Genomic DNA, 16,963 nt, shown 5'->3' on the forward strand with positions numbered 1-16,963 from the left:
TTGCCCGGCGTCCGCCCCCTCAGACGGTGGCAGACCCAGGGCGTCCGGGGCTGGTCGACACGCCCGACAACGGGGGCAGGGGGAGCGAGCCTGGACGGGCCGCACGGCCCGGGCCGGTCGACCCCCATGGTCGGGCGAGCAGCAATGACACAGCAAGAGAACTTCGAGACGGAGACGTAGTGCCTACGATTCAGCAGCTGGTCCGCAAGGGCCGCAGCCGCAAGGTCGGGACCTCCAAGACGCCGGCCCTCAAGGGCAGCCCGCAGCGTCGTGGTGTGTGCACCCGCGTGTACACCACGACCCCGAAGAAGCCGAACTCGGCCCTGCGTAAGGTCGCCCGCGTGCGCCTGTCCAGCGGCATCGAGGTCACCGCGTACATCCCCGGTGTCGGCCACAACCTCCAGGAGCACTCGATCGTGCTCGTCCGCGGTGGCCGTGTGAAGGACCTGCCCGGTGTCCGCTACAAGATCGTCCGCGGCGCGCTCGACACCCAGGGTGTTCGCGGTCGCCAGCAGGCTCGCAGCCGCTACGGCGCGAAGAAGGAGAAGAAGTAATGCCTCGTAAGGGCCCCGCCCCGCAGCGCCCCCTGGTCGTCGACCCGGTCTACGGCTCGCAGGTCGTCACGCAGCTCGTGAACCGCGTGCTGCTGGACGGCAAGAAGTCCACCGCCGAGCGCATCGTCTACGACGCCCTCGAGGGCGTCCGCGACAAGACCCAGAGCGACCCCGCCGTCGTGCTCAAGCGCGCGCTGGACAACATCCGGCCCTCCCTCGAGGTCCGCTCCCGCCGTGTCGGTGGCGCCACCTACCAGGTCCCGGTCGAGGTCCGCACCTCCCGGCAGACCCAGCTGGCGCTGCGCTGGCTGGTCGGCTACGCCCGCTCGCGCCGCGAGAAAACCATGACCGAGCGGCTCATGAACGAGATCCTCGACGCGTCCAACGGTCTCGGTGCCGCGGTGAAGCGCCGCGAGGACACGCACAAGATGGCGGAGTCCAACAAGGCGTTCGCGCACTACCGCTGGTAGTCCCGGCTGCGCCGCCGCCCCGCGGCGGCGCACCCCTCCTCCAGACCCGACACGACCCGAAGAGAGCCTCACGTGGCACTTGACGTGCTGACCGACCTGACCAAGGTCCGCAACATCGGCATCATGGCGCACATCGACGCCGGCAAGACGACGACGACCGAGCGGATCCTGTTCTACACCGGCATCAACTACAAGATCGGCGAGACGCACGACGGCGCCTCGACGATGGACTGGATGGAGCAGGAGCAGGAGCGGGGCATCACCATCACCTCCGCGGCCACCACCTGCTTCTGGAAGAACAACCAGATCAACATCATCGACACCCCCGGCCACGTGGACTTCACGGTCGAGGTCGAGCGCTCGCTGCGCGTCCTCGACGGCGCCGTCGCCGTGTTCGACGGCAAGGAGGGTGTGGAGCCCCAGTCCGAGACGGTGTGGCGCCAGGCGGACAAGTACGACGTCCCGCGCATCTGCTTCGTCAACAAGATGGACAAGCTCGGTGCGGACTTCTACTTCACCGTCAAGACCATCGAGGACCGCCTCAAGGCCACGCCGCTGGTCATGCAGCTGCCGATCGGCTCCGAGAGCGAGTTCGCCGGCGTCGTCGACCTGGTGGGCATGCGCGCCCTGACCTGGCACGGCGACGTCAAGATCGGCGAGGACTACACCGTCGAGGAGATCCCGGCCGACCTGCAGGACAAGGCCGAGGAGTACCGGGCCCGGCTCGTCGAGCAGGTCGCGGAGTCCGACGAGGAGCTGCTGGAGAAGTACCTCGGCGGCGAGGAGCTGACCGAGGCCGACATCAAGAAGGGCGTGCGCGCCCTGACGGTGTCCTCCCAGGCCTACCCGGTCTTCTGCGGCTCGGCGTTCAAGAACAAGGGCGTGCAGCCCATGCTCGACGCCGTGATCGACTACCTGCCCTCCCCGCTGGACGTCCCCGCCGTGCAGGGTCACGCCGTCGGCGACGAGGAGACGGTCGTCGAGCGCAAGCCCGACGAGAAGGAGCCCTTCTCGGCCCTGGCGTTCAAGGTCGCCGCCCACCCGTTCTTCGGCAAGCTGACCTACGTGCGCGTGTACTCCGGCAGGGTCTCCCAGGGCGTGCAGGTGCTGAACTCCACGAAGGGGAAGAAGGAGCGCGTCGGGAAGATGTTCCAGATGCACTCCAACAAGGAGAACCCCATCGAGGAGGCGCACGCCGGCCACATCTACGCGTTCATCGGCCTCAAGGATGTCACCACCGGTGACACCCTGTGCGCGATCGACGCCCCGGTGGTCCTGGAGTCGATGACCTTCCCCGAGCCGGTCATCCACGTGGCCATCGAGCCCAAGACCAAGGGCGACCAGGAGAAGCTGTCCACGGCCATCCAGAAGCTCGCCGAGGAGGACCCGACCTTCTCCGTCGAGCTCGACGAGGAGACCGGCCAGACCGTCATCGGCGGCATGGGCGAGCTCCACCTGGACATCCTCGTGGACCGCATGCGCCGCGAGTTCAAGGTCGAGGCGAACGTCGGCAAGCCGCAGGTCGCCTATCGCGAGACCATCCGCCGCAAGGTCGAGAAGGTCGACTACACGCACAAGAAGCAGACCGGTGGCTCCGGCCAGTTCGCCAAGGTGCAGGTCACCTTCGAGCCCATGGACACCGCCGAGGGCGAGCTGTACGCCTTCGAGAACAAGGTCACCGGTGGCCGCATCCCGCGCGAGTACATCCCGAGCGTGGACCACGGCATCCAGGACGCCATGCAGTCCGGTGTCCTCGCGGGCTACCCGCTGGTGGGCGTCAAGGCGGTCCTGCTGGACGGCGCCTACCACGAGGTCGACTCCTCGGAGATGGCCTTCAAGATCGCCGGTTCGATGGTGCTCAAGGAGGGGGCCCGCCGCGCGGACCCCGCGCTGCTCGAGCCGGTCATGGACGTCGAGGTGCGTACGCCCGAGGAGTACATGGGCGACGTCATTGGCGACCTCAACTCCCGCCGTGGCATGATCCAGTCGATGGAGGACGCGAGCGGCGTCAAGATCGTCCGCGCCCTCGTGCCGCTGTCCGAGATGTTCGGCTACGTCGGCGACCTCCGGTCCAAGACCCAGGGTCGTGCGGTGTACTCGATGCAGTTCGACAGCTACGCGGAGGTTCCTCGGAACGTCGCCGAGGAGATCATCAAGAAGACCCGGGGCGAGTGAGTCCCACAGGTCGACCCTGCAAGTAACCCATAACCGACCCGTAGGATCCCATCCGCCCCGGCGAGAGCAGCCCGCACCCGCCAGAGCTGTGAGACAACTACCCAAGTCCCAGGAGGACCCCAGTGGCGAAGGCCAAGTTCGAGCGGACCAAGCCGCACGTCAACATCGGCACGATCGGTCACGTCGACCACGGCAAGACGACGCTGACCGCTGCCATCACCAAGGTGCTGGCTGACAAGTACCCGGACCTGAACACGTTCACGCCGTTCGACCAGGTCGACAACGCTCCTGAGGAGCGCCAGCGCGGTATCACGATCAACGTCTCGCACGTCGAGTACCAGACGGAGAAGCGTCACTACGCGCACGTCGACGCCCCGGGTCACGCCGACTACATCAAGAACATGATCACCGGTGCTGCCCAGATGGACGGCGCGATCCTGGTCGTCGCCGCGACCGACGGTCCGATGGCCCAGACCCGTGAGCACGTCCTCCTGGCCCGTCAGGTCGGCGTCCCCTACCTGCTCGTGGCGCTGAACAAGTCCGACATGGTCGAGGACGAGGAGATCCTCGAGCTCGTCGAGATGGAGGTCCGCGAGCTGCTGTCGTCCCAGGGCTTCCCCGGCGACGACGTGCCGGTCATCCGCGTCTCCGCGCTGAAGGCGCTCGAGGGCGACCCGCAGTGGGTCAAGTCCGTCGAGGACCTCATGGAGGCCGTGGACGAGAACGTGCCGGACCCGGTCCGCGACATCGACAAGCCCTTCCTCATGCCGATCGAGGACGTCTTCACCATCACCGGCCGCGGCACCGTGGTCACCGGTCGCGTCGAGCGCGGTCAGCTGAAGGTGAACGAGGAGGTCGAGATCGTCGGCATCCGTCCCGACAAGCAGAAGACCACGGTCACGGGCATCGAGATGTTCCGCAAGCTGCTCGACACCGCGGACGCCGGCGAGAACGTCGGTCTGCTCCTGCGCGGCACCAAGCGCGAGGACGTCGAGCGCGGCCAGGTCGTCTGCAAGCCGGGCTCGATCACCCCGCACACCAGGTTCGAGGGCCAGGTCTACATCCTCGCCAAGGACGAGGGCGGCCGTCACAACCCGTTCTACTCGAACTACCGCCCCCAGTTCTACTTCCGGACCACGGACGTCACCGGCGTCATCACGCTGCCCGAGGGCACCGAGATGGTCATGCCCGGCGACAACACCGACATGACGGTGGAGCTCATCCAGCCCATCGCCATGGAGGAGGGTCTCGGCTTCGCCATCCGCGAGGGTGGCCGCACGGTCGGCTCGGGTCGAGTCACCAAGATCATCGAGTGATCTGACGCCGGGTTCACCCGGCCAGCGGTACCCACGAGGGCCCGGCAGCGCCAGCTGCCGGGCCCTCGGCCTGTCCCCGCCCCGCGGCGAGACGTCACTCGCTCCCCGAGACGTCACTTGCTCCCCGCTGTCACTTGCTCCTCGAGTCGTCACTTGCTGCGCGAGTCGTCACTTGCTGCCCGATGGGTCAGCGTCCCAGACCCGCCCCGTCCCGCGGTTGTCGTGACCGGTACCGATGTCCCGTCGTGGCCCCGCACCGGCAGGCCCACGCCTGCCGTGCGGCCGGCCGAGCGGGCCACCGGGCCGTGGCGCGGGCGGTGGGGCCCCGCCACGTCTCGCGGGGTGGGGGAGGGGCGGTGGGCAGCCTCACAGGGCCGCGGTGTCAAGCAGGCTCGCGGGCCGGGCGGGTCGGCTGGTAACGTAGCGGAGCCGGTGTGCGCACGTGTGCACCTGCCAGGCGTGAGCGGCCTCTCAGCCCGAGAGCCGCCGTCGATTGGCCAAGCGGCCCGTCGGTCTGGCAGACTAGACCGGTTGCCTGGGGCCCTGCCCCAGACGTCATGACTGCTGGAGCGGGCGCACCGCACGTTCCCACAAGCATCACAACGACCAACCCCGTACCGGGGAACCCGGTCGGCGTGTGCCGCGAACCGCGACACGCCCGAGTGCGGGGGTCGGTACAGGTAGCGGTACGAGAGAGGTTAGACGACGCCATGGCGGGACAGAAGATCCGCATCCGGCTCAAGTCCTACGACCACGAGGTCATCGACAGCTCGGCGCGCAAGATCGTCGACACGGTGACCCGCGCTGGTGCGACGGTCGTGGGCCCGGTGCCGCTGCCGACGGAGAAGAACGTCTTCGTCGTCATCCGTTCGCCCCACAAGTACAAGGACAGCCGCGAGCACTTCGAGATGCGCACGCACAAGCGGCTCATCGACATCGTCGACCCGACGCCCAAGGCCGTCGACTCGCTCATGCGACTCGACCTGCCGGCGGACGTCAACATCGAGATCAAGCTCTGAGGACTCCTGCAATGACTACGACTTCCCAGCAGGCTGCTGGCACCGCCGTCAAGGCGCTGCTCGGCACGAAGCTCGGCATGACCCAGGTCTGGGACGAGGCCGGCCGCCTCGTGCCCGTCACGGTCGTCCAGGTGGGCACGAACGTGGTGACGCAGGTGCGCACCCCGGAGACGGACGGCTACAGCGCCGTCCAGCTCGCCTTCGGCCAGATCGACCCGCGCAAGGTCACCCAGCCGCTCAAGGGCCACTTCGGCAAGGCCGGGGTCACCCCCCGCCGCCACCTGGCCGAGATCCGCACCGCCGACGCCGCCGAGTACAGCCTCGGCCAGGAGATCACCGCGGAGGCCTTCGAGGCCGGCGCGCGGGTCGACGTCGTCGGCACCACCAAGGGCAAGGGCACCGCGGGTGTCATGAAGCGCCACGGCTTCGCCGGCGTCTCCGCCTCCCACGGTGCGCACCGCAACCACCGCAAGCCGGGTTCCATCGGCGGCGCCTCCACGCCCTCGCGCGTGTTCAAGGGCCTGCGCATGGCCGGCCGGATGGGCAACGCCCGCCACACCACCCAGAACCTGACGATCCACGCGGTCGACGCCGAGAAGGGTCTCCTTCTCGTCACCGGCCCCGTGCCCGGCCCCAAGGGCGGGATCGTGCTGGTCCGTACCGCCGCGAAGGGGGCGTGAGCCGCATGGCAAACACGCAGACCGTCGACGTGCTGGACGCCGCGGGCGCCAAGGCCGGCCAGGCCGAGCTCCCCGCGGAGGTCTTCGACGTCCAGACGAACGTTCCGCTGATCCACCAGGTCGTCGTCGCGCAACTCGCCGCCGCGCGCCAGGGCACCCACGCCACCAAGACCCGCGGCATGGTCCGCGGCGGTGGCAGGAAGCCCTACAAGCAGAAGGGCACCGGCCGCGCCCGCCAGGGCTCGACCCGCGCCCCGCAGTTCGCCGGCGGTGGCACCGTCCACGGCCCGCAGCCGCGCGACTACTCCCAGCGGACCCCCAAGAAGATGAAGGCCGCCGCCCTGCGCGGCGCCCTGTCGGACCGCGCCCGCGCCGGCCGCGTCCACGTGGTCAGCTCCCTCGTCGAGGGTGAGGCCCCGAAGACCGCCGCCGCGCTGGCCGCGCTGCGCAACGTCGTCGCCGAGCGCACCGCGCTGGTCGTCGTCGAGCGCACCGACGAGCTGACGGTGAAGAGCCTGCGCAACGTGCCCACGGTGCACCTGCTCTGGGTCGACCAGCTCAACACCTACGACGTCCTGGTCAACGACGACGTCGTGTTCACCGCCGGCGCGCTGGCCACCTTCGTCGGTGGCGGCAGCGAGGAGGAGTCCAAGTGAGCATCGAGGCGAGCAAGAACCCCCGGGACATCATCATCAAGCCGATCGTCTCGGAGAAGAGCTACGGCCTGATCGACGAGGGCAAGTACACCTTCGAGGTCGACCCCCGCTCGAACAAGACCGAGATCAAGAACGCCATCGAGAAGATCTTCGACGTGAAGGTCGCCTCGGTGAACACCGCGAACCGGCAGGGCAAGACCCGCCGGACGAAGTTCGGCCTCGGCAAGCGCAAGGACACCAAGCGCGCGATCGTCACGCTGCGCGAGGGCTCCATCGACATCTTTGGCGAGGTGGCCGGCTGAGGCCGGCTCCACCAGAGGGATTGAGGATCGACACCCATGGGAATCCGTAAGTACAAGCCGACGACGCCGGGCCGCCGCGGTTCGAGCGTGGCCGACTTCGTCGAGATCACCCGGTCCGAGCCGGAGAAGTCGCTGGTCCGCCCGCTCAGCAAGTCCGGTGGCCGCAACGCCACCGGTCGCGTGACCACCCGCCACAAGGGCGGCGGCCACAAGCGCGCCTACCGCGTGATCGACTTCCGCCGTCACGACAAGGACGGCGTGCCGGCGAAGGTCGCGCACATCGAGTACGACCCGAACCGCACCGCGCGCATCGCGCTGCTGCACTACGCGGACGGCGAGAAGCGCTACATCATCGCGCCGAACAAGCTCAAGCAGGGCGACCGCATCGAGCAGGGCCCGGGCGCGGACATCAAGCCCGGCAACAACCTGCCGCTGCGCAACATCCCGGTCGGCACGGTCATCCACGCCATCGAGCTGCGGCCCGGCGGCGGCGCGAAGATCGCCCGCTCCGCCGGCGCGTCCGTCCAGCTCGTCGCGAAGGACGGCCCGTACGCCCAGCTGCGCATGCCCTCGGGCGAGATCCGCAACGTCGACGCGCGCTGCCGCGCCTCCATCGGCGAGGTCGGCAACGCCGAGCAGTCGAACATCAACTGGGGCAAGGCCGGCCGTATGCGCTGGAAGGGCAAGCGCCCGACCGTCCGCGGCGTCGTCATGAACCCTGTCGACCACCCGCACGGTGGTGGTGAGGGCAAGACCTCCGGTGGTCGCCACCCGGTCAGCCCGTGGGGTCAGCCCGAGGGCCGTACCCGCCGTCCGAACAAGCCGAGCGACAAGCTCATCGTGCGCCGTCGCCGCACCGGCAAGAAGCGCTGATAGGGAGAGGGCGACGACATGCCGCGCAGTCTGAAGAAGGGTCCCTTCGTCGACGACCACCTGCAGAAGAAGGTGGACGTCCAGAACGAGAAGGGCACCAAGAACGTCATCAAGACCTGGTCCCGCCGGTCCGTGATCACCCCCGACTTCATCGGGCACACCTTCGCGGTGCACGACGGGCGCAAGCACGTCCCGGTCTTCGTCACCGAGTCGATGGTCGGCCACAAGCTCGGGGAGTTCGCCCCGACCCGCACCTACCGCGGGCACGACAAGGACGACCGCAAGGCCCGCCGCCGCTGAGGCGGGGGTCTTCCACCCGAGCAGACACCGACAAGTAAGGCAGGAACATGGAAGCCAAGGCGCAGGCGCGATTCGTCCGCGTCACGCCCCAGAAGGCGCGCCGCGTCGTGGACGTCGTCCGCGGCAAGGGCGCCGATGAGGCTGTGGCGGTTCTGCGGTTCGCCCCGCAGGCGGCGGCCGAGACCGTGCGCAAGGTCGTCGAGAGCGCGATCGCGAACGCTCGCGTGAAGGCCGACGAGGCCAGCGAGGCGTTCGACGAGAGCAAGCTCGTCGTGCTGGAGGCCTACGTGGACGAGGGCCCGACCCTGAAGCGGTTCCGGCCGCGCGCCCAGGGCCGTGCGGCCCGCATCCTCAAGCGCACCAGCCACATCACCGTCGTCGTGGGCGAGGCTCAGAGCAACGGCGCGGCCAAGAAGGCCGCCGGCACGAAGGGGAGGACCCGCTAGTGGGTCAGAAGGTCAACCCGACCGGGTTCCGGCTCGGCATCACCACCGATCACCGTTCGCGCTGGTTCGCCGACAGCACCAAGGCCGGCCAGCGGTACCGCGACTACGTGCGCGAGGACGTGGCGATCCGTCGCCTCATGTCCGCCGGGCTCGAGCGCGCGGGTATCTCCAAGGTCGACATCGAGCGCACCCGCGACCGCGTGCGCGTCGACCTGCACACCGCCCGCCCGGGCATCGTCATCGGGCGCCGCGGCGCGGAGGCCGACCGCCTGCGCGGGGAGCTGGAGAAGCTCACGGGCAAGCAGGTCCAGCTGAACATCCTCGAGGTCAAGAACCCCGAGGTGGACGCCCAGCTGGTCGCCCAGGGCATCGCCGAGCAGCTCGCGAGCCGCGTCTCGTTCCGCCGCGCCATGCGCAAGGGCATGCAGTCCGCCCAGCGCGCCGGCGCCAAGGGCATCCGGGTGCAGTGCTCCGGCCGTCTCGGCGGCGCGGAGATGTCCCGCTCGGAGTTCTACCGCGAGGGGCGCGTGCCGCTGCACACGCTCCGCGCGAACATCGACTACGGGTTCTTCGAGGCCCGCACCACCTTCGGCCGCATCGGCGTGAAGGTGTGGATCTACAAGGGTGACCAGACCGAGAAGGAGTACGCCCGCGAGCAGGCCGACTCCGCCTCCCGCGCCCCGCGTGGTCGTGGCGAGCGCCGTGGCGGCGCCCGTCGCGGCGCCGAGGGCCGCGGCGGCGAGTCCCGCGCGCAGGAGGCTCCGGCGGAGCAGGCCGCTCCGGCGGCCACCGACACCTCGGCCAACACCGGAACGGAGGCCTGAGCCGTGCTCATCCCCCGGCGGACCAAGCACCGCAAGCAGCACCACCCCACGCGCCGCGGCGTGGCGAAGGGTGGCACCACGATCGCGTTCGGCGAGTACGGCATCCAGGCCCTGGAGGGCGCGTACGTCACGAACCGGCAGATCGAGGCCGCTCGTATCGCCATGACCCGTCACATCAAGCGTGGCGGCAAGGTGTGGATCAACATCTTCCCCGACCGTCCTCTGACGAAGAAGCCGGCCGAGACCCGCATGGGTTCCGGCAAGGGCTCGCCGGAGTGGTGGATCGCCAACGTCAAGCCCGGCCGCATCATGTTCGAGCTCGCCGGCGTCGATGAGGGGCTGGCACGCGAGGCCATGAGCCGCGCGCAGCACAAGCTCCCGATGAAGACGCGTTTCGTGCGTCGTGAGGGTGGTGAAAGCTGATGGCCATCGGCACCAAGGGGCTCAGCCCCGCTGACCTGGACGGCATGGACAACGACCGTCTGGCCGAGGAGCTGGACAAGGCCAAGGCCGAGCTGTTCAACCTGCGGTTCTCCGCGGCGACCGGGCAGCTCGAGGACCACGGCCGGCTCAAGGCCGTGCGCCGGGACATCGCCCGCATCTACACGATCGTGCGCGAGCGCGAGCTCGGCATCCGAACCGCGCCCAGCAGCGAGAAGTGAACGAGGTCCCAGTGAGCGAGAACCAGACCGTCGAGCCGGCGGAGCAGCGCAACTTCCGCAAGACGCAGCGCGGCTACGTCGTCAGCGACAAGATGGACAAGACCGTGGTGGTGGAGGTCGAGGACCGCGTCAAGCACGCGCTCTACGGCAAGGTCATCCGCCGCACCAAGCGGGTCAAGGCGCACGACGAGACCAACCAGGTCGGCATCGGCGACCTGGTCCTCATCATGGAGACCCGCCCGCTCTCCGCGACCAAGCGCCACCGCGTGGTCGAGATCCTCGAGAAGGCCAAGTAAGCCCGGCCTCCCAGCCCACCATCCGTTCGGCCAGGCTCGCGAACGGCGAGAACCGGCACGACGACAGGAGTACACGTAATGATCCAGCAGGAGTCGCGGCTGAAGGTCGCCGACAACACCGGTGCCAAGGAGATCCTTTGCATCCGTGTGCTCGGCGGCTCGGGCCGGCGCTATGCCGGCATCGGCGACACCATCGTCGCCACCGTCAAGGACGCCATCCCGGGCGGCAACGTCAAGAAGGGTGACGTCGTCAAGGCGGTCGTCGTCCGCACCGCCAAGGAGCGGCGTCGCCCGGACGGCTCGTACATCAAGTTCGACGAGAACGCGGCCGTCATCCTCAAGGGCGACGGCGAGCCTCGCGGCACGCGCATCTTCGGCCCCGTGGGCCGGGAGCTGCGTGACAAGAAGTTCATGCGCATCGTCTCTCTCGCGCCGGAGGTGCTCTGACATGGCGAAGATCAAGAAGGGCGACCTGGTGGTCGTCATCGCCGGCCGGGACAAGGGCAAGCAGGGCCGGGTGCTCGAGGTCCGCAAGGACGACGACCGCATCGTCGTCGAGGGCGTGCAGCGCGTGAAGAAGCACACCAAGGTTGGCCAGTCCAGCCGCGGCGCGCGCACGGGTGGCATCGAGACCGTCGAGGCCCCCATCCACGTCAGCAACGTGATGCTGGTCGACCCGGAGACCAAGAAGGGCACCCGGGTGGGCTACCGCACCGAGCAGGTCGAGCGCGACGGCCGGACCCGCACCGTGCGGGTCCGGGTGGCCAAGCGCTCCGGTAAGGACATCTGAGCATGAGCGAGACCACCACCCTCCCGCGCCTGAAGCAGCGCTACCGCGACGAGATCGTCGGCGCGCTCCGCGAGGAGTTCCAGCACGCCAACGTCAACCAGGTCGCCGGGCTGACCAAGATCGTGGTCAACATGGGCGTCGGGGACGCGGCACGCGACTCCAAGCTCATCGAGGGCGCGATCCGCGACCTGAGCCTCATCACCGGCCAGAAGCCGCAGGTGACCAAGGCCCGCAAGTCCATCGCGCAGTTCAAGCTGCGCGAGGGCCAGCCGATCGGCGCCCACGTGACGCTGCGCGGCGACCGCATGTGGGAGTTCCTCGACCGCCTGCTCTCGCTCGCGCTGCCCCGCATCCGCGACTTCCGCGGCCTGAGCGCCAAGCAGTTCGACGGCCACGGCAACTACACGTTCGGCCTGAACGAGCAGTCGATGTTCCACGAGATCGACCAGGACAAGATCGACCGCGTGCGCGGCATGGACATCACGGTCGTCACCTCGGCCACAACCGACGAAGAGGGGCGGTCGCTGCTGCGCCGCCTGGGCTTCCCTTTCAAGGAGGACTGAGATGGCGAAGACCGCCCTGATCCAGAAGGCGAACCGCAAGCCGAAGTTCGGCGTGCGCGCCTACACCCGGTGCCAGCGCTGCGGGCGCCCGCACTCGGTGTACCGCAAGTTCGGGCTGTGCCGCATCTGCCTGCGCGAGATGGCCCTCGCCGGGCAGCTCCCGGGCATCACCAAGTCCAGCTGGTAACACTGACGTCGCAGGTCCCGCGAGGAAACCGCGACGAGGAAGGGCCGAGGCCCGATGACTATGACAGACCCCATCGCAGACATGCTCACGCGTCTGCGTAACGCCAACTCGGCGTACCACGAGTCGGTGACCATGCCGTACTCGAAGCTCAAGGCGAACATCGCGGAGATCCTCAAGTCCGAGGGCTACATCGCCGGCTGGAAGGTCGAGGACGCCGAGGTCGGCAAGAAGCTGACCCTGGACCTCAAGTTCGGCCCCAACCGTGAGCGCTCGCTCGCGGGTGTGCGCCGGGTGTCCAAGCCCGGTCTGCGCGTGTACGCGAAGTCGACGAACCTGCCCAAGGTCCTCGGCGGCCTGGGGGTGGCGATCCTGTCCACCTCCTCCGGCCTGCTGACCGACCGTGAGGCGCAGAACAAGGGCGTGGGCGGGGAAGTCCTCGCCTACGTCTGGTGACCAGGAAGGAGATCAACCATGTCCCGAATCGGTAAGGTCCCCGTCCCGGTCCCCGCTGGCGTCGACGTCACCCTCGAGGGTGCCGACGTGACGGTCAAGGGGCCCAAGGGCACCCTGACGCACACCGTGGCCGCCCCCATCACCGTCGCTCGCGGCGAGGACGGCGCCCTCGTGGTGACCCGTCCGGACGACGAGCGCGGCTCGCGCTCGCTGCACGGCCTCACGCGCACGCTGCTCGCCAACATGATCACCGGCGTCACCCAGGGCTACACCAAGGCCCTGGAGATCGTCGGCACCGGTTACCGCGTGCAGGCCAAGGGCTCGAACCTGGAGTTCGCCCTCGGCTTCTCGCACCCCGTGACGGTCGAGGCGCCGGAGGGCATCACCTTCGAGGTGCAGGGCCCGACGAAGTTCTCGGTCAACGGCATCGACAAGCAGCAGGTCGGCGAAGTCGCGGCCAACATCCGCAAGATCCGCAAGCCGGAGCCCTACAAGGGCAAGGGCGTTCGCTACGCCGGCGAGCAGGTCCGCCGCAAGGTCGGAAAGGCTGGTAAGTAAGCGATGGCTATCACCGTCAAGGGCAAGGGCAAGGCCGTCGCCCGCGTGCGGCGCCACCAGCGCCTGCGCAAGCGGATCTCCGGCACCTCCGAGCGTCCCCGCCTCGTGGTCACCCGCTCCGCGCGTCACATGGTCGCCCAGCTGGTGGACGACACCACCGGCCGCACGGTGGCCTCGGCGTCCACGCTCGAGGCCGACCTGCGCGGCGCCGAGGGCGACAAGACCGCCAAGGCCCGCCGCGTGGGCGAGCTCGTCGCCGAGCGTGCGAAGGCCGCCGGCGTCGAGGCAGCGGTCTTCGACCGGGGCGGCAACAAGTACCACGGACGGGTCGCGGCGGTGGCCGACGGCGCCCGCGAGGGTGGCCTGACCCTGTGACCACGCTGACCGTACGAGAGCAGAGGAACATCTGATGGCTGCACCGCAGCGAAGCAGGACCGGCTCCGGTCCCGCCACCGGCTCGGGCGAGGGCCGCGACGGCGGCAACCGTCGCGAGGGCCGTCGCGGCGACCGTCGCGACAACCGCCGCGGCGCCGAGGAGAAGAGCAACTACATCGAGCGCGTGGTCACGATCAACCGCGTCGCGAAGGTGGTCAAGGGTGGTCGGCGCTTCAGCTTCACCGCCCTGGTCGTGGTGGGCGACGGCGACGGCACCGTCGGCGTCGGCTACGGCAAGGCCAAGGAGGTGCCCGCGGCGATCGCCAAGGGCGTGGAGGAGGCGAAGAAGAACTTCTTCCGCGTCCCCCGCGTCAAGCGGACCATCCCGCACGCGGTGCAGGGCGAGGCCGCCGCCGGCGTCGTCTTCCTGCGCCCGGCCTCCCCGGGTACCGGGGTCATCGCCGGCGGCCCGGTGCGCGCCGTCCTCGACTGCGCGGGTGTCCACGACATCCTCAGCAAGTCGCTCGGCTCCTCCAACGCGATCAACATCGTCCACGCCACCGTGGCGGCGCTGAAGATGCTCGAACAGCCGGAGGCCGTCGCGGCCCGCCGCGGCCTGCCGCTGGAGCACGTGGCCCCGGCCGCGCTGCTGCGCGAGCGCGCCGAGGGCGAGGCCAAGGACCGCGAGGCCAAGGCCGCCGCGGGCGAGCAGGTCGGGGTGGGTGCGTGATGGCCCAGCTCAAGGTGACCCAGACCAAGTCCGTCATCGGCGGCAAGCAGAACCAGCGTGACACCCTGCGCACCCTGGGCCTCAAGCGCATCGGCGACACCGCCGTGCGCGAGGACCGCCCCGAGGTCCGCGGCATGATCACCACGGTGGCGCACCTCGTCACCGTCGAGGAGGTCGACTGATGTCCGACACCACGAACAACGGCGCGCCCCTGCGGGTGCACCACCTTCGTCCGGCCCCCGGCGCCAAGACCGCGAAGACCCGTGTGGGTCGCGGTGAGGGCTCGAAGGGCAAGACCGCCGGCCGCGGTACCAAGGGCACCAAGGCCCGGTACCAGGTGCCGGAGGCCTTCGAGGGCGGGCAGATGCCGCTGCACATGCGGCTGCCCAAGCTCCGGGGCTTCAAGAACCCGTTCCGCACCGAGTACCAGGTGGTCAACCTGGACAAGCTCGGCGCGCTGTACCCCGAGGGTGGCTCCGTCACCGTCGAGGACCTGGTCGCCAAGGGCGCCGTGCGCGCCGGCCGGCCGGTGAAGGTCCTCGGCACCGGTGAGCTCGGCGTCAAGCTCGAGGTCGCCGTGGACGCGTGGTCCGCGTCGGCGAAGGACAAGATCGAGGCCGCCGGCGGGACCATCTCCGCCAAGTGAGCCAGCGAGCGGGCGGTCCGGCACCAGCCGGGCCGCCCGCTTCGTCGTACCCGGCGGGCGGGCGCGGCGCCGACGCAGGCCCCGCGGAGCAGTGGCCCGGCCGTTCCCGGCCAGGGCCGCATCCGCGATAGTCTGACCGGCGGCCCGTGCCGCACGAGCGGCCAGCAGGCCCACGGGCCCAATCAGCAGGAGGATAGATTGCTCGGCGCATTCGCCCAGGCGTTCCGCACGCCTGACCTGCGGCGCAAGCTGCTGTTCACCCTCGGGATCATGGCGCTGTTCCGGCTGGGGACCTTCATCCCCGCCCCGGGGGTGTCCTACGCCAACGTCCAGCAGTGCCTCGCCCTCGCCGGCACCGGCGACCTGATGGGGATCGTCAACCTCTTCAGCGGCGGTGCGCTCCTGCAGCTGTCGATCTTCGCGCTCGGCATCATGCCGTACATCACCGCGAGCATCATCGTCCAGCTGATGCGCGTGGTGATCCCGCGCTTCGAGGAGCTGCACAAGGAGGGCCAGTCCGGGCAGTCCAAGCTGACCCAGTACACCCGGTACCTCACCATCTTCCTGGCGATCCTGCAGTCCGCCGTCATCGTGACGGTGGCGAACAACGGCCTCTTCCCCGGGTGCACGGTCCCGCCGATCCCGGACGACTCGCCGCTGGCCCTGCTGCTGACCATCACGGCGATGACCGCCGGCACCGGCCTGGTGATGTGGCTCGGCGAGCTCATCACCGAGCGCGGCGTCGGCAACGGCATGTCGCTGCTGATCTTCACCTCGATCGTGGCGAGCTTCCCCTCCGCGGTGGTCTCCATCGCGGGCGGCACCAACGGCGTCGTCAACGCCCTGGTCATCGTGGGCCTGCTGCTCGTCGTGACCCTGCTGGTCGTGTTCGTCGAGCAGTCCACGCGCCGCATCCCGGTGCAGTACGCCAAGCGCATGGTGGGCCGCCGCCTGTACGGCGGCTCGTCCACCTACATCCCGATCAAGATCAACATGGCCGGCGTCATCCCGGTGATCTTCGCGTCGTCCCTGCTCGCGCTGCCCACCCTGGTCGCCCAGTTCGGGGACCAGTCCGCGCGGTGGGTGCAGTGGGTGATCGTCAACGTCGCCGACCCGCAGGCGCCGCTGTACATCGCGATCTACGCCGTCCTGATTTTGTTCTTCACCTACTTCTACACGTCGATCACCTTCAACCCCGACGAGGTGGCCGACAACATGAAGCGGTACGGCGGGTTCATCCCCGGCATCCGCGCCGGGCGGCCCACCGCCGAGTACCTGCAGTACGTCCTCTCCCGCATCACCACCGCCGGCGCGCTGTACCTGACCCTGGTGGCGCTGCTGCCCACCATCGTCATGGCGCAGATGAACATCACCCAGCTCGTCCTGGGCGGCACCTCGATCCTCATCGTCGCCGGCGTCGGCCTCCAGACCGTGCGGGAGATCGACTCCCAGCTCCAGCAGCGTCACTACGAAGGGTTCCTCAGATGAGCGCACGCCTCGTCCTCCTCGGCCCGCCCGGGGCCGGCAAGGGCACCCAGGCCGCCCGGATCTCCGAGCGCCTGGGCGTCCCGGCCATCTCCACCGGCGACATCTTCCGCGCCAACGTGGCGGAGCAGACCGAGCTGGGCAGGCGCGCCCAGCGGTACATGGACGCGGGCGAGTACGTGCCCGACGAGGTCACCAACGCGATGGTCCGTGACCGCCTGGCCCAGCGCGACGCGGCGGACGGCTTCCTCCTCGACGGCTACCCGCGCACCGCGGACCAGGTCGCCGAGCTCGACGGCATGCTCGCCGACGCCGGCACGGAGCTGACCGCCGTCGTGGAGCTCACCGCCGACACCGACGAGGTGGTGGCCCGCATGCTCAGGCGCGCGGCGGAGCAGGGACGCCCGGACGACACGGAGGTGGTCATCCGCCGGCGCCTGGAGGTCTACGCCGAGCAGACCGCCCCGCTGGCGGACCGCTACGCCGGGCGCGGGCTGCTGCTTCGGGTGGACGGCCTGGGCGGCATCGACGAGGTCACCGAGCGCATCATGGGCGCGCTGGCGTCCCGCCTCGGCTGACGGCACCACCGACCACGCGGCGCGG

Annotated in this window: 27 protein-coding genes; all 27 read left to right on the forward strand. The window is 69.4% G+C overall.

All coding sequences use genetic code 11. The annotated features are described in order from the left end of the window. Positions 1-179: 179 nt before the first annotated feature. Positions 180-554: a 30S ribosomal protein S12 gene (rpsL, locus tag ACF0H8_RS05705; protein ID WP_139930145.1), complete on the forward strand. Its 375-nt coding sequence runs from the start codon at positions 180-182 to the stop codon at positions 552-554. Beyond that, positions 554-1,024, forward strand: a complete 471-nt coding sequence (gene rpsG, locus ACF0H8_RS05710) for a 30S ribosomal protein S7 (protein WP_395288009.1) — start codon at positions 554-556, stop codon at positions 1,022-1,024. Before rpsL ends, rpsG begins: the two co-directional genes overlap by 1 nt. 72 nt (positions 1,025-1,096) lie before the next feature. After that, the gene (gene fusA, locus ACF0H8_RS05715) at positions 1,097-3,199 is read left to right on the forward strand and encodes an elongation factor G (protein ID WP_395288010.1); all 2,103 of its coding nucleotides are present in this window, start codon (positions 1,097-1,099) and stop codon (positions 3,197-3,199) included. Between the two features lie 122 nt (positions 3,200-3,321). Next, a complete protein-coding gene (gene tuf / locus ACF0H8_RS05720) occupies positions 3,322-4,515 on the forward strand; it encodes an elongation factor Tu (RefSeq protein WP_395288011.1) in 1,194 nt (397 codons plus the stop codon). 710 nt (positions 4,516-5,225) lie between these two features. Beyond that, positions 5,226-5,534, forward strand: a complete 309-nt coding sequence (gene rpsJ, locus ACF0H8_RS05725; protein WP_006502853.1) for a 30S ribosomal protein S10 — start codon at positions 5,226-5,228, stop codon at positions 5,532-5,534. A gap of 11 nt (positions 5,535-5,545) precedes the next feature. Then, positions 5,546-6,214 (forward strand): 50S ribosomal protein L3, encoded by a 669-nt coding sequence (gene rplC / locus ACF0H8_RS05730; protein ID WP_395288012.1) that lies wholly within the window; start codon positions 5,546-5,548, stop codon positions 6,212-6,214. A 5-nt stretch (positions 6,215-6,219) separates the two neighbouring features. After that, positions 6,220-6,870, forward strand: coding sequence for a 50S ribosomal protein L4 (rplD, locus tag ACF0H8_RS05735; RefSeq protein ID WP_395288013.1), 651 nt, complete (start codon positions 6,220-6,222; stop codon positions 6,868-6,870). A gap of 2 nt (positions 6,871-6,872) precedes the next feature. Beyond that, complete coding sequence (gene rplW, locus ACF0H8_RS05740; protein ID WP_152203533.1) at positions 6,873-7,172, forward strand: 50S ribosomal protein L23; 300 nt, start codon at positions 6,873-6,875, stop codon at positions 7,170-7,172. A 36-nt stretch (positions 7,173-7,208) separates the two neighbouring features. Next, on the forward strand, positions 7,209-8,045 hold the full coding sequence (gene rplB / locus ACF0H8_RS05745) for a 50S ribosomal protein L2 (protein ID WP_395288014.1): 837 nt from the start codon (positions 7,209-7,211) through the stop codon (positions 8,043-8,045). Between the two features lie 18 nt (positions 8,046-8,063). Then, a complete protein-coding gene (gene rpsS / locus ACF0H8_RS05750; protein ID WP_395288015.1) occupies positions 8,064-8,345 on the forward strand; it encodes a 30S ribosomal protein S19 in 282 nt (93 codons plus the stop codon). A 47-nt stretch (positions 8,346-8,392) separates the two neighbouring features. Further along, the gene (rplV, locus tag ACF0H8_RS05755; protein WP_395288016.1) at positions 8,393-8,791 is read left to right on the forward strand and encodes a 50S ribosomal protein L22; all 399 of its coding nucleotides are present in this window, start codon (positions 8,393-8,395) and stop codon (positions 8,789-8,791) included. Beyond that, the gene (rpsC, locus tag ACF0H8_RS05760; protein WP_395288017.1) at positions 8,791-9,615 is read left to right on the forward strand and encodes a 30S ribosomal protein S3; all 825 of its coding nucleotides are present in this window, start codon (positions 8,791-8,793) and stop codon (positions 9,613-9,615) included. The genes rplV and rpsC overlap by 1 nt, the downstream gene beginning before the upstream one ends. A gap of 3 nt (positions 9,616-9,618) precedes the next feature. Next, on the forward strand, positions 9,619-10,038 hold the full coding sequence (gene rplP, locus ACF0H8_RS05765; RefSeq protein ID WP_395288018.1) for a 50S ribosomal protein L16: 420 nt from the start codon (positions 9,619-9,621) through the stop codon (positions 10,036-10,038). Further along, positions 10,038-10,277 carry a 50S ribosomal protein L29 gene (rpmC, locus tag ACF0H8_RS05770; protein WP_395288019.1) on the forward strand — a complete coding sequence of 80 codons (240 nt, stop codon included), beginning with the start codon at positions 10,038-10,040 and terminating at the stop codon, positions 10,275-10,277. The genes rplP and rpmC overlap by 1 nt, the downstream gene beginning before the upstream one ends. Before the next feature lie 11 nt (positions 10,278-10,288). Beyond that, complete coding sequence (rpsQ, locus tag ACF0H8_RS05775) at positions 10,289-10,573, forward strand: 30S ribosomal protein S17 (RefSeq protein WP_395288020.1); 285 nt, start codon at positions 10,289-10,291, stop codon at positions 10,571-10,573. Positions 10,574-10,651: 78 nt separating this feature from the next. Beyond that, entirely contained in the window at positions 10,652-11,020 is a 369-nt protein-coding gene (gene rplN, locus ACF0H8_RS05780) for a 50S ribosomal protein L14 (protein ID WP_395288021.1), read from the forward strand. Between the two features lies 1 nt (position 11,021). Beyond that, positions 11,022-11,363: a 50S ribosomal protein L24 gene (gene rplX, locus ACF0H8_RS05785; RefSeq protein WP_395288022.1), complete on the forward strand. Its 342-nt coding sequence runs from the start codon at positions 11,022-11,024 to the stop codon at positions 11,361-11,363. A gap of 2 nt (positions 11,364-11,365) precedes the next feature. Next, on the forward strand, positions 11,366-11,926 hold the full coding sequence (gene rplE, locus ACF0H8_RS05790; RefSeq protein WP_395288023.1) for a 50S ribosomal protein L5: 561 nt from the start codon (positions 11,366-11,368) through the stop codon (positions 11,924-11,926). 1 nt (position 11,927) lies between these two features. Beyond that, positions 11,928-12,113, forward strand: coding sequence for a type Z 30S ribosomal protein S14 (locus tag ACF0H8_RS05795; protein WP_152203494.1), 186 nt, complete (start codon positions 11,928-11,930; stop codon positions 12,111-12,113). A 54-nt stretch (positions 12,114-12,167) separates the two neighbouring features. After that, entirely contained in the window at positions 12,168-12,566 is a 399-nt protein-coding gene (gene rpsH / locus ACF0H8_RS05800; RefSeq protein ID WP_395288024.1) for a 30S ribosomal protein S8, read from the forward strand. A gap of 18 nt (positions 12,567-12,584) precedes the next feature. Next, positions 12,585-13,124: a 50S ribosomal protein L6 gene (gene rplF / locus ACF0H8_RS05805; RefSeq protein ID WP_395288025.1), complete on the forward strand. Its 540-nt coding sequence runs from the start codon at positions 12,585-12,587 to the stop codon at positions 13,122-13,124. A gap of 3 nt (positions 13,125-13,127) precedes the next feature. Beyond that, complete coding sequence (rplR, locus tag ACF0H8_RS05810) at positions 13,128-13,499, forward strand: 50S ribosomal protein L18 (protein WP_395288026.1); 372 nt, start codon at positions 13,128-13,130, stop codon at positions 13,497-13,499. Between the two features lie 34 nt (positions 13,500-13,533). Continuing rightward, on the forward strand, positions 13,534-14,229 hold the full coding sequence (gene rpsE / locus ACF0H8_RS05815; RefSeq protein WP_395288027.1) for a 30S ribosomal protein S5: 696 nt from the start codon (positions 13,534-13,536) through the stop codon (positions 14,227-14,229). After that, a complete protein-coding gene (gene rpmD, locus ACF0H8_RS05820) occupies positions 14,229-14,411 on the forward strand; it encodes a 50S ribosomal protein L30 (RefSeq protein WP_395288028.1) in 183 nt (60 codons plus the stop codon). Before rpsE ends, rpmD begins: the two co-directional genes overlap by 1 nt. After that, the gene (gene rplO / locus ACF0H8_RS05825) at positions 14,411-14,875 is read left to right on the forward strand and encodes a 50S ribosomal protein L15 (RefSeq protein ID WP_395288029.1); all 465 of its coding nucleotides are present in this window, start codon (positions 14,411-14,413) and stop codon (positions 14,873-14,875) included. Before rpmD ends, rplO begins: the two co-directional genes overlap by 1 nt. A gap of 198 nt (positions 14,876-15,073) precedes the next feature. Continuing rightward, the gene (gene secY, locus ACF0H8_RS05830; RefSeq protein WP_395288030.1) at positions 15,074-16,363 is read left to right on the forward strand and encodes a preprotein translocase subunit SecY; all 1,290 of its coding nucleotides are present in this window, start codon (positions 15,074-15,076) and stop codon (positions 16,361-16,363) included. Further along, positions 16,360-16,938 (forward strand): adenylate kinase, encoded by a 579-nt coding sequence (locus tag ACF0H8_RS05835; RefSeq protein ID WP_395288031.1) that lies wholly within the window; start codon positions 16,360-16,362, stop codon positions 16,936-16,938. Before secY ends, ACF0H8_RS05835 begins: the two co-directional genes overlap by 4 nt. Positions 16,939-16,963: the final 25 nt, after the last annotated feature.

The sequence above is a fragment of the Georgenia sp. AZ-5 genome (assembly GCF_043952095.1).
Taxonomy (GTDB): Bacteria; Actinomycetota; Actinomycetes; order Actinomycetales; family Actinomycetaceae; genus Georgenia.

Coding starts and splice junctions, on each gene's coding strand:
- rplO (WP_395288029.1), top strand. CDS start 14,411: ATGTCCGACACCACGAACAACGGCGCGCCCCTGCGGGTGCACCACCTT.
- rplE (WP_395288023.1), top strand. CDS start 11,366: ATGAGCGAGACCACCACCCTCCCGCGCCTGAAGCAGCGCTACCGCGAC.
- rplC (WP_395288012.1), top strand. CDS start 5,546: ATGACTACGACTTCCCAGCAGGCTGCTGGCACCGCCGTCAAGGCGCTG.
- rplF (WP_395288025.1), top strand. CDS start 12,585: ATGTCCCGAATCGGTAAGGTCCCCGTCCCGGTCCCCGCTGGCGTCGAC.
- rplN (WP_395288021.1), top strand. CDS start 10,652: ATGATCCAGCAGGAGTCGCGGCTGAAGGTCGCCGACAACACCGGTGCC.
- rpsH (WP_395288024.1), top strand. CDS start 12,168: ATGACTATGACAGACCCCATCGCAGACATGCTCACGCGTCTGCGTAAC.
- rpsG (WP_395288009.1), top strand. CDS start 554: ATGCCTCGTAAGGGCCCCGCCCCGCAGCGCCCCCTGGTCGTCGACCCG.
- rpsJ (WP_006502853.1), top strand. CDS start 5,226: ATGGCGGGACAGAAGATCCGCATCCGGCTCAAGTCCTACGACCACGAG.
- rplR (WP_395288026.1), top strand. CDS start 13,128: ATGGCTATCACCGTCAAGGGCAAGGGCAAGGCCGTCGCCCGCGTGCGG.
- rpmD (WP_395288028.1), top strand. CDS start 14,229: ATGGCCCAGCTCAAGGTGACCCAGACCAAGTCCGTCATCGGCGGCAAG.
- rplX (WP_395288022.1), top strand. CDS start 11,022: ATGGCGAAGATCAAGAAGGGCGACCTGGTGGTCGTCATCGCCGGCCGG.
- rplB (WP_395288014.1), top strand. CDS start 7,209: ATGGGAATCCGTAAGTACAAGCCGACGACGCCGGGCCGCCGCGGTTCG.
- ACF0H8_RS05835 (WP_395288031.1), top strand. CDS start 16,360: ATGAGCGCACGCCTCGTCCTCCTCGGCCCGCCCGGGGCCGGCAAGGGC.
- rpsS (WP_395288015.1), top strand. CDS start 8,064: ATGCCGCGCAGTCTGAAGAAGGGTCCCTTCGTCGACGACCACCTGCAG.
- ACF0H8_RS05795 (WP_152203494.1), top strand. CDS start 11,928: ATGGCGAAGACCGCCCTGATCCAGAAGGCGAACCGCAAGCCGAAGTTC.
- rplV (WP_395288016.1), top strand. CDS start 8,393: ATGGAAGCCAAGGCGCAGGCGCGATTCGTCCGCGTCACGCCCCAGAAG.
- rpsE (WP_395288027.1), top strand. CDS start 13,534: ATGGCTGCACCGCAGCGAAGCAGGACCGGCTCCGGTCCCGCCACCGGC.
- rpmC (WP_395288019.1), top strand. CDS start 10,038: ATGGCCATCGGCACCAAGGGGCTCAGCCCCGCTGACCTGGACGGCATG.
- rplD (WP_395288013.1), top strand. CDS start 6,220: ATGGCAAACACGCAGACCGTCGACGTGCTGGACGCCGCGGGCGCCAAG.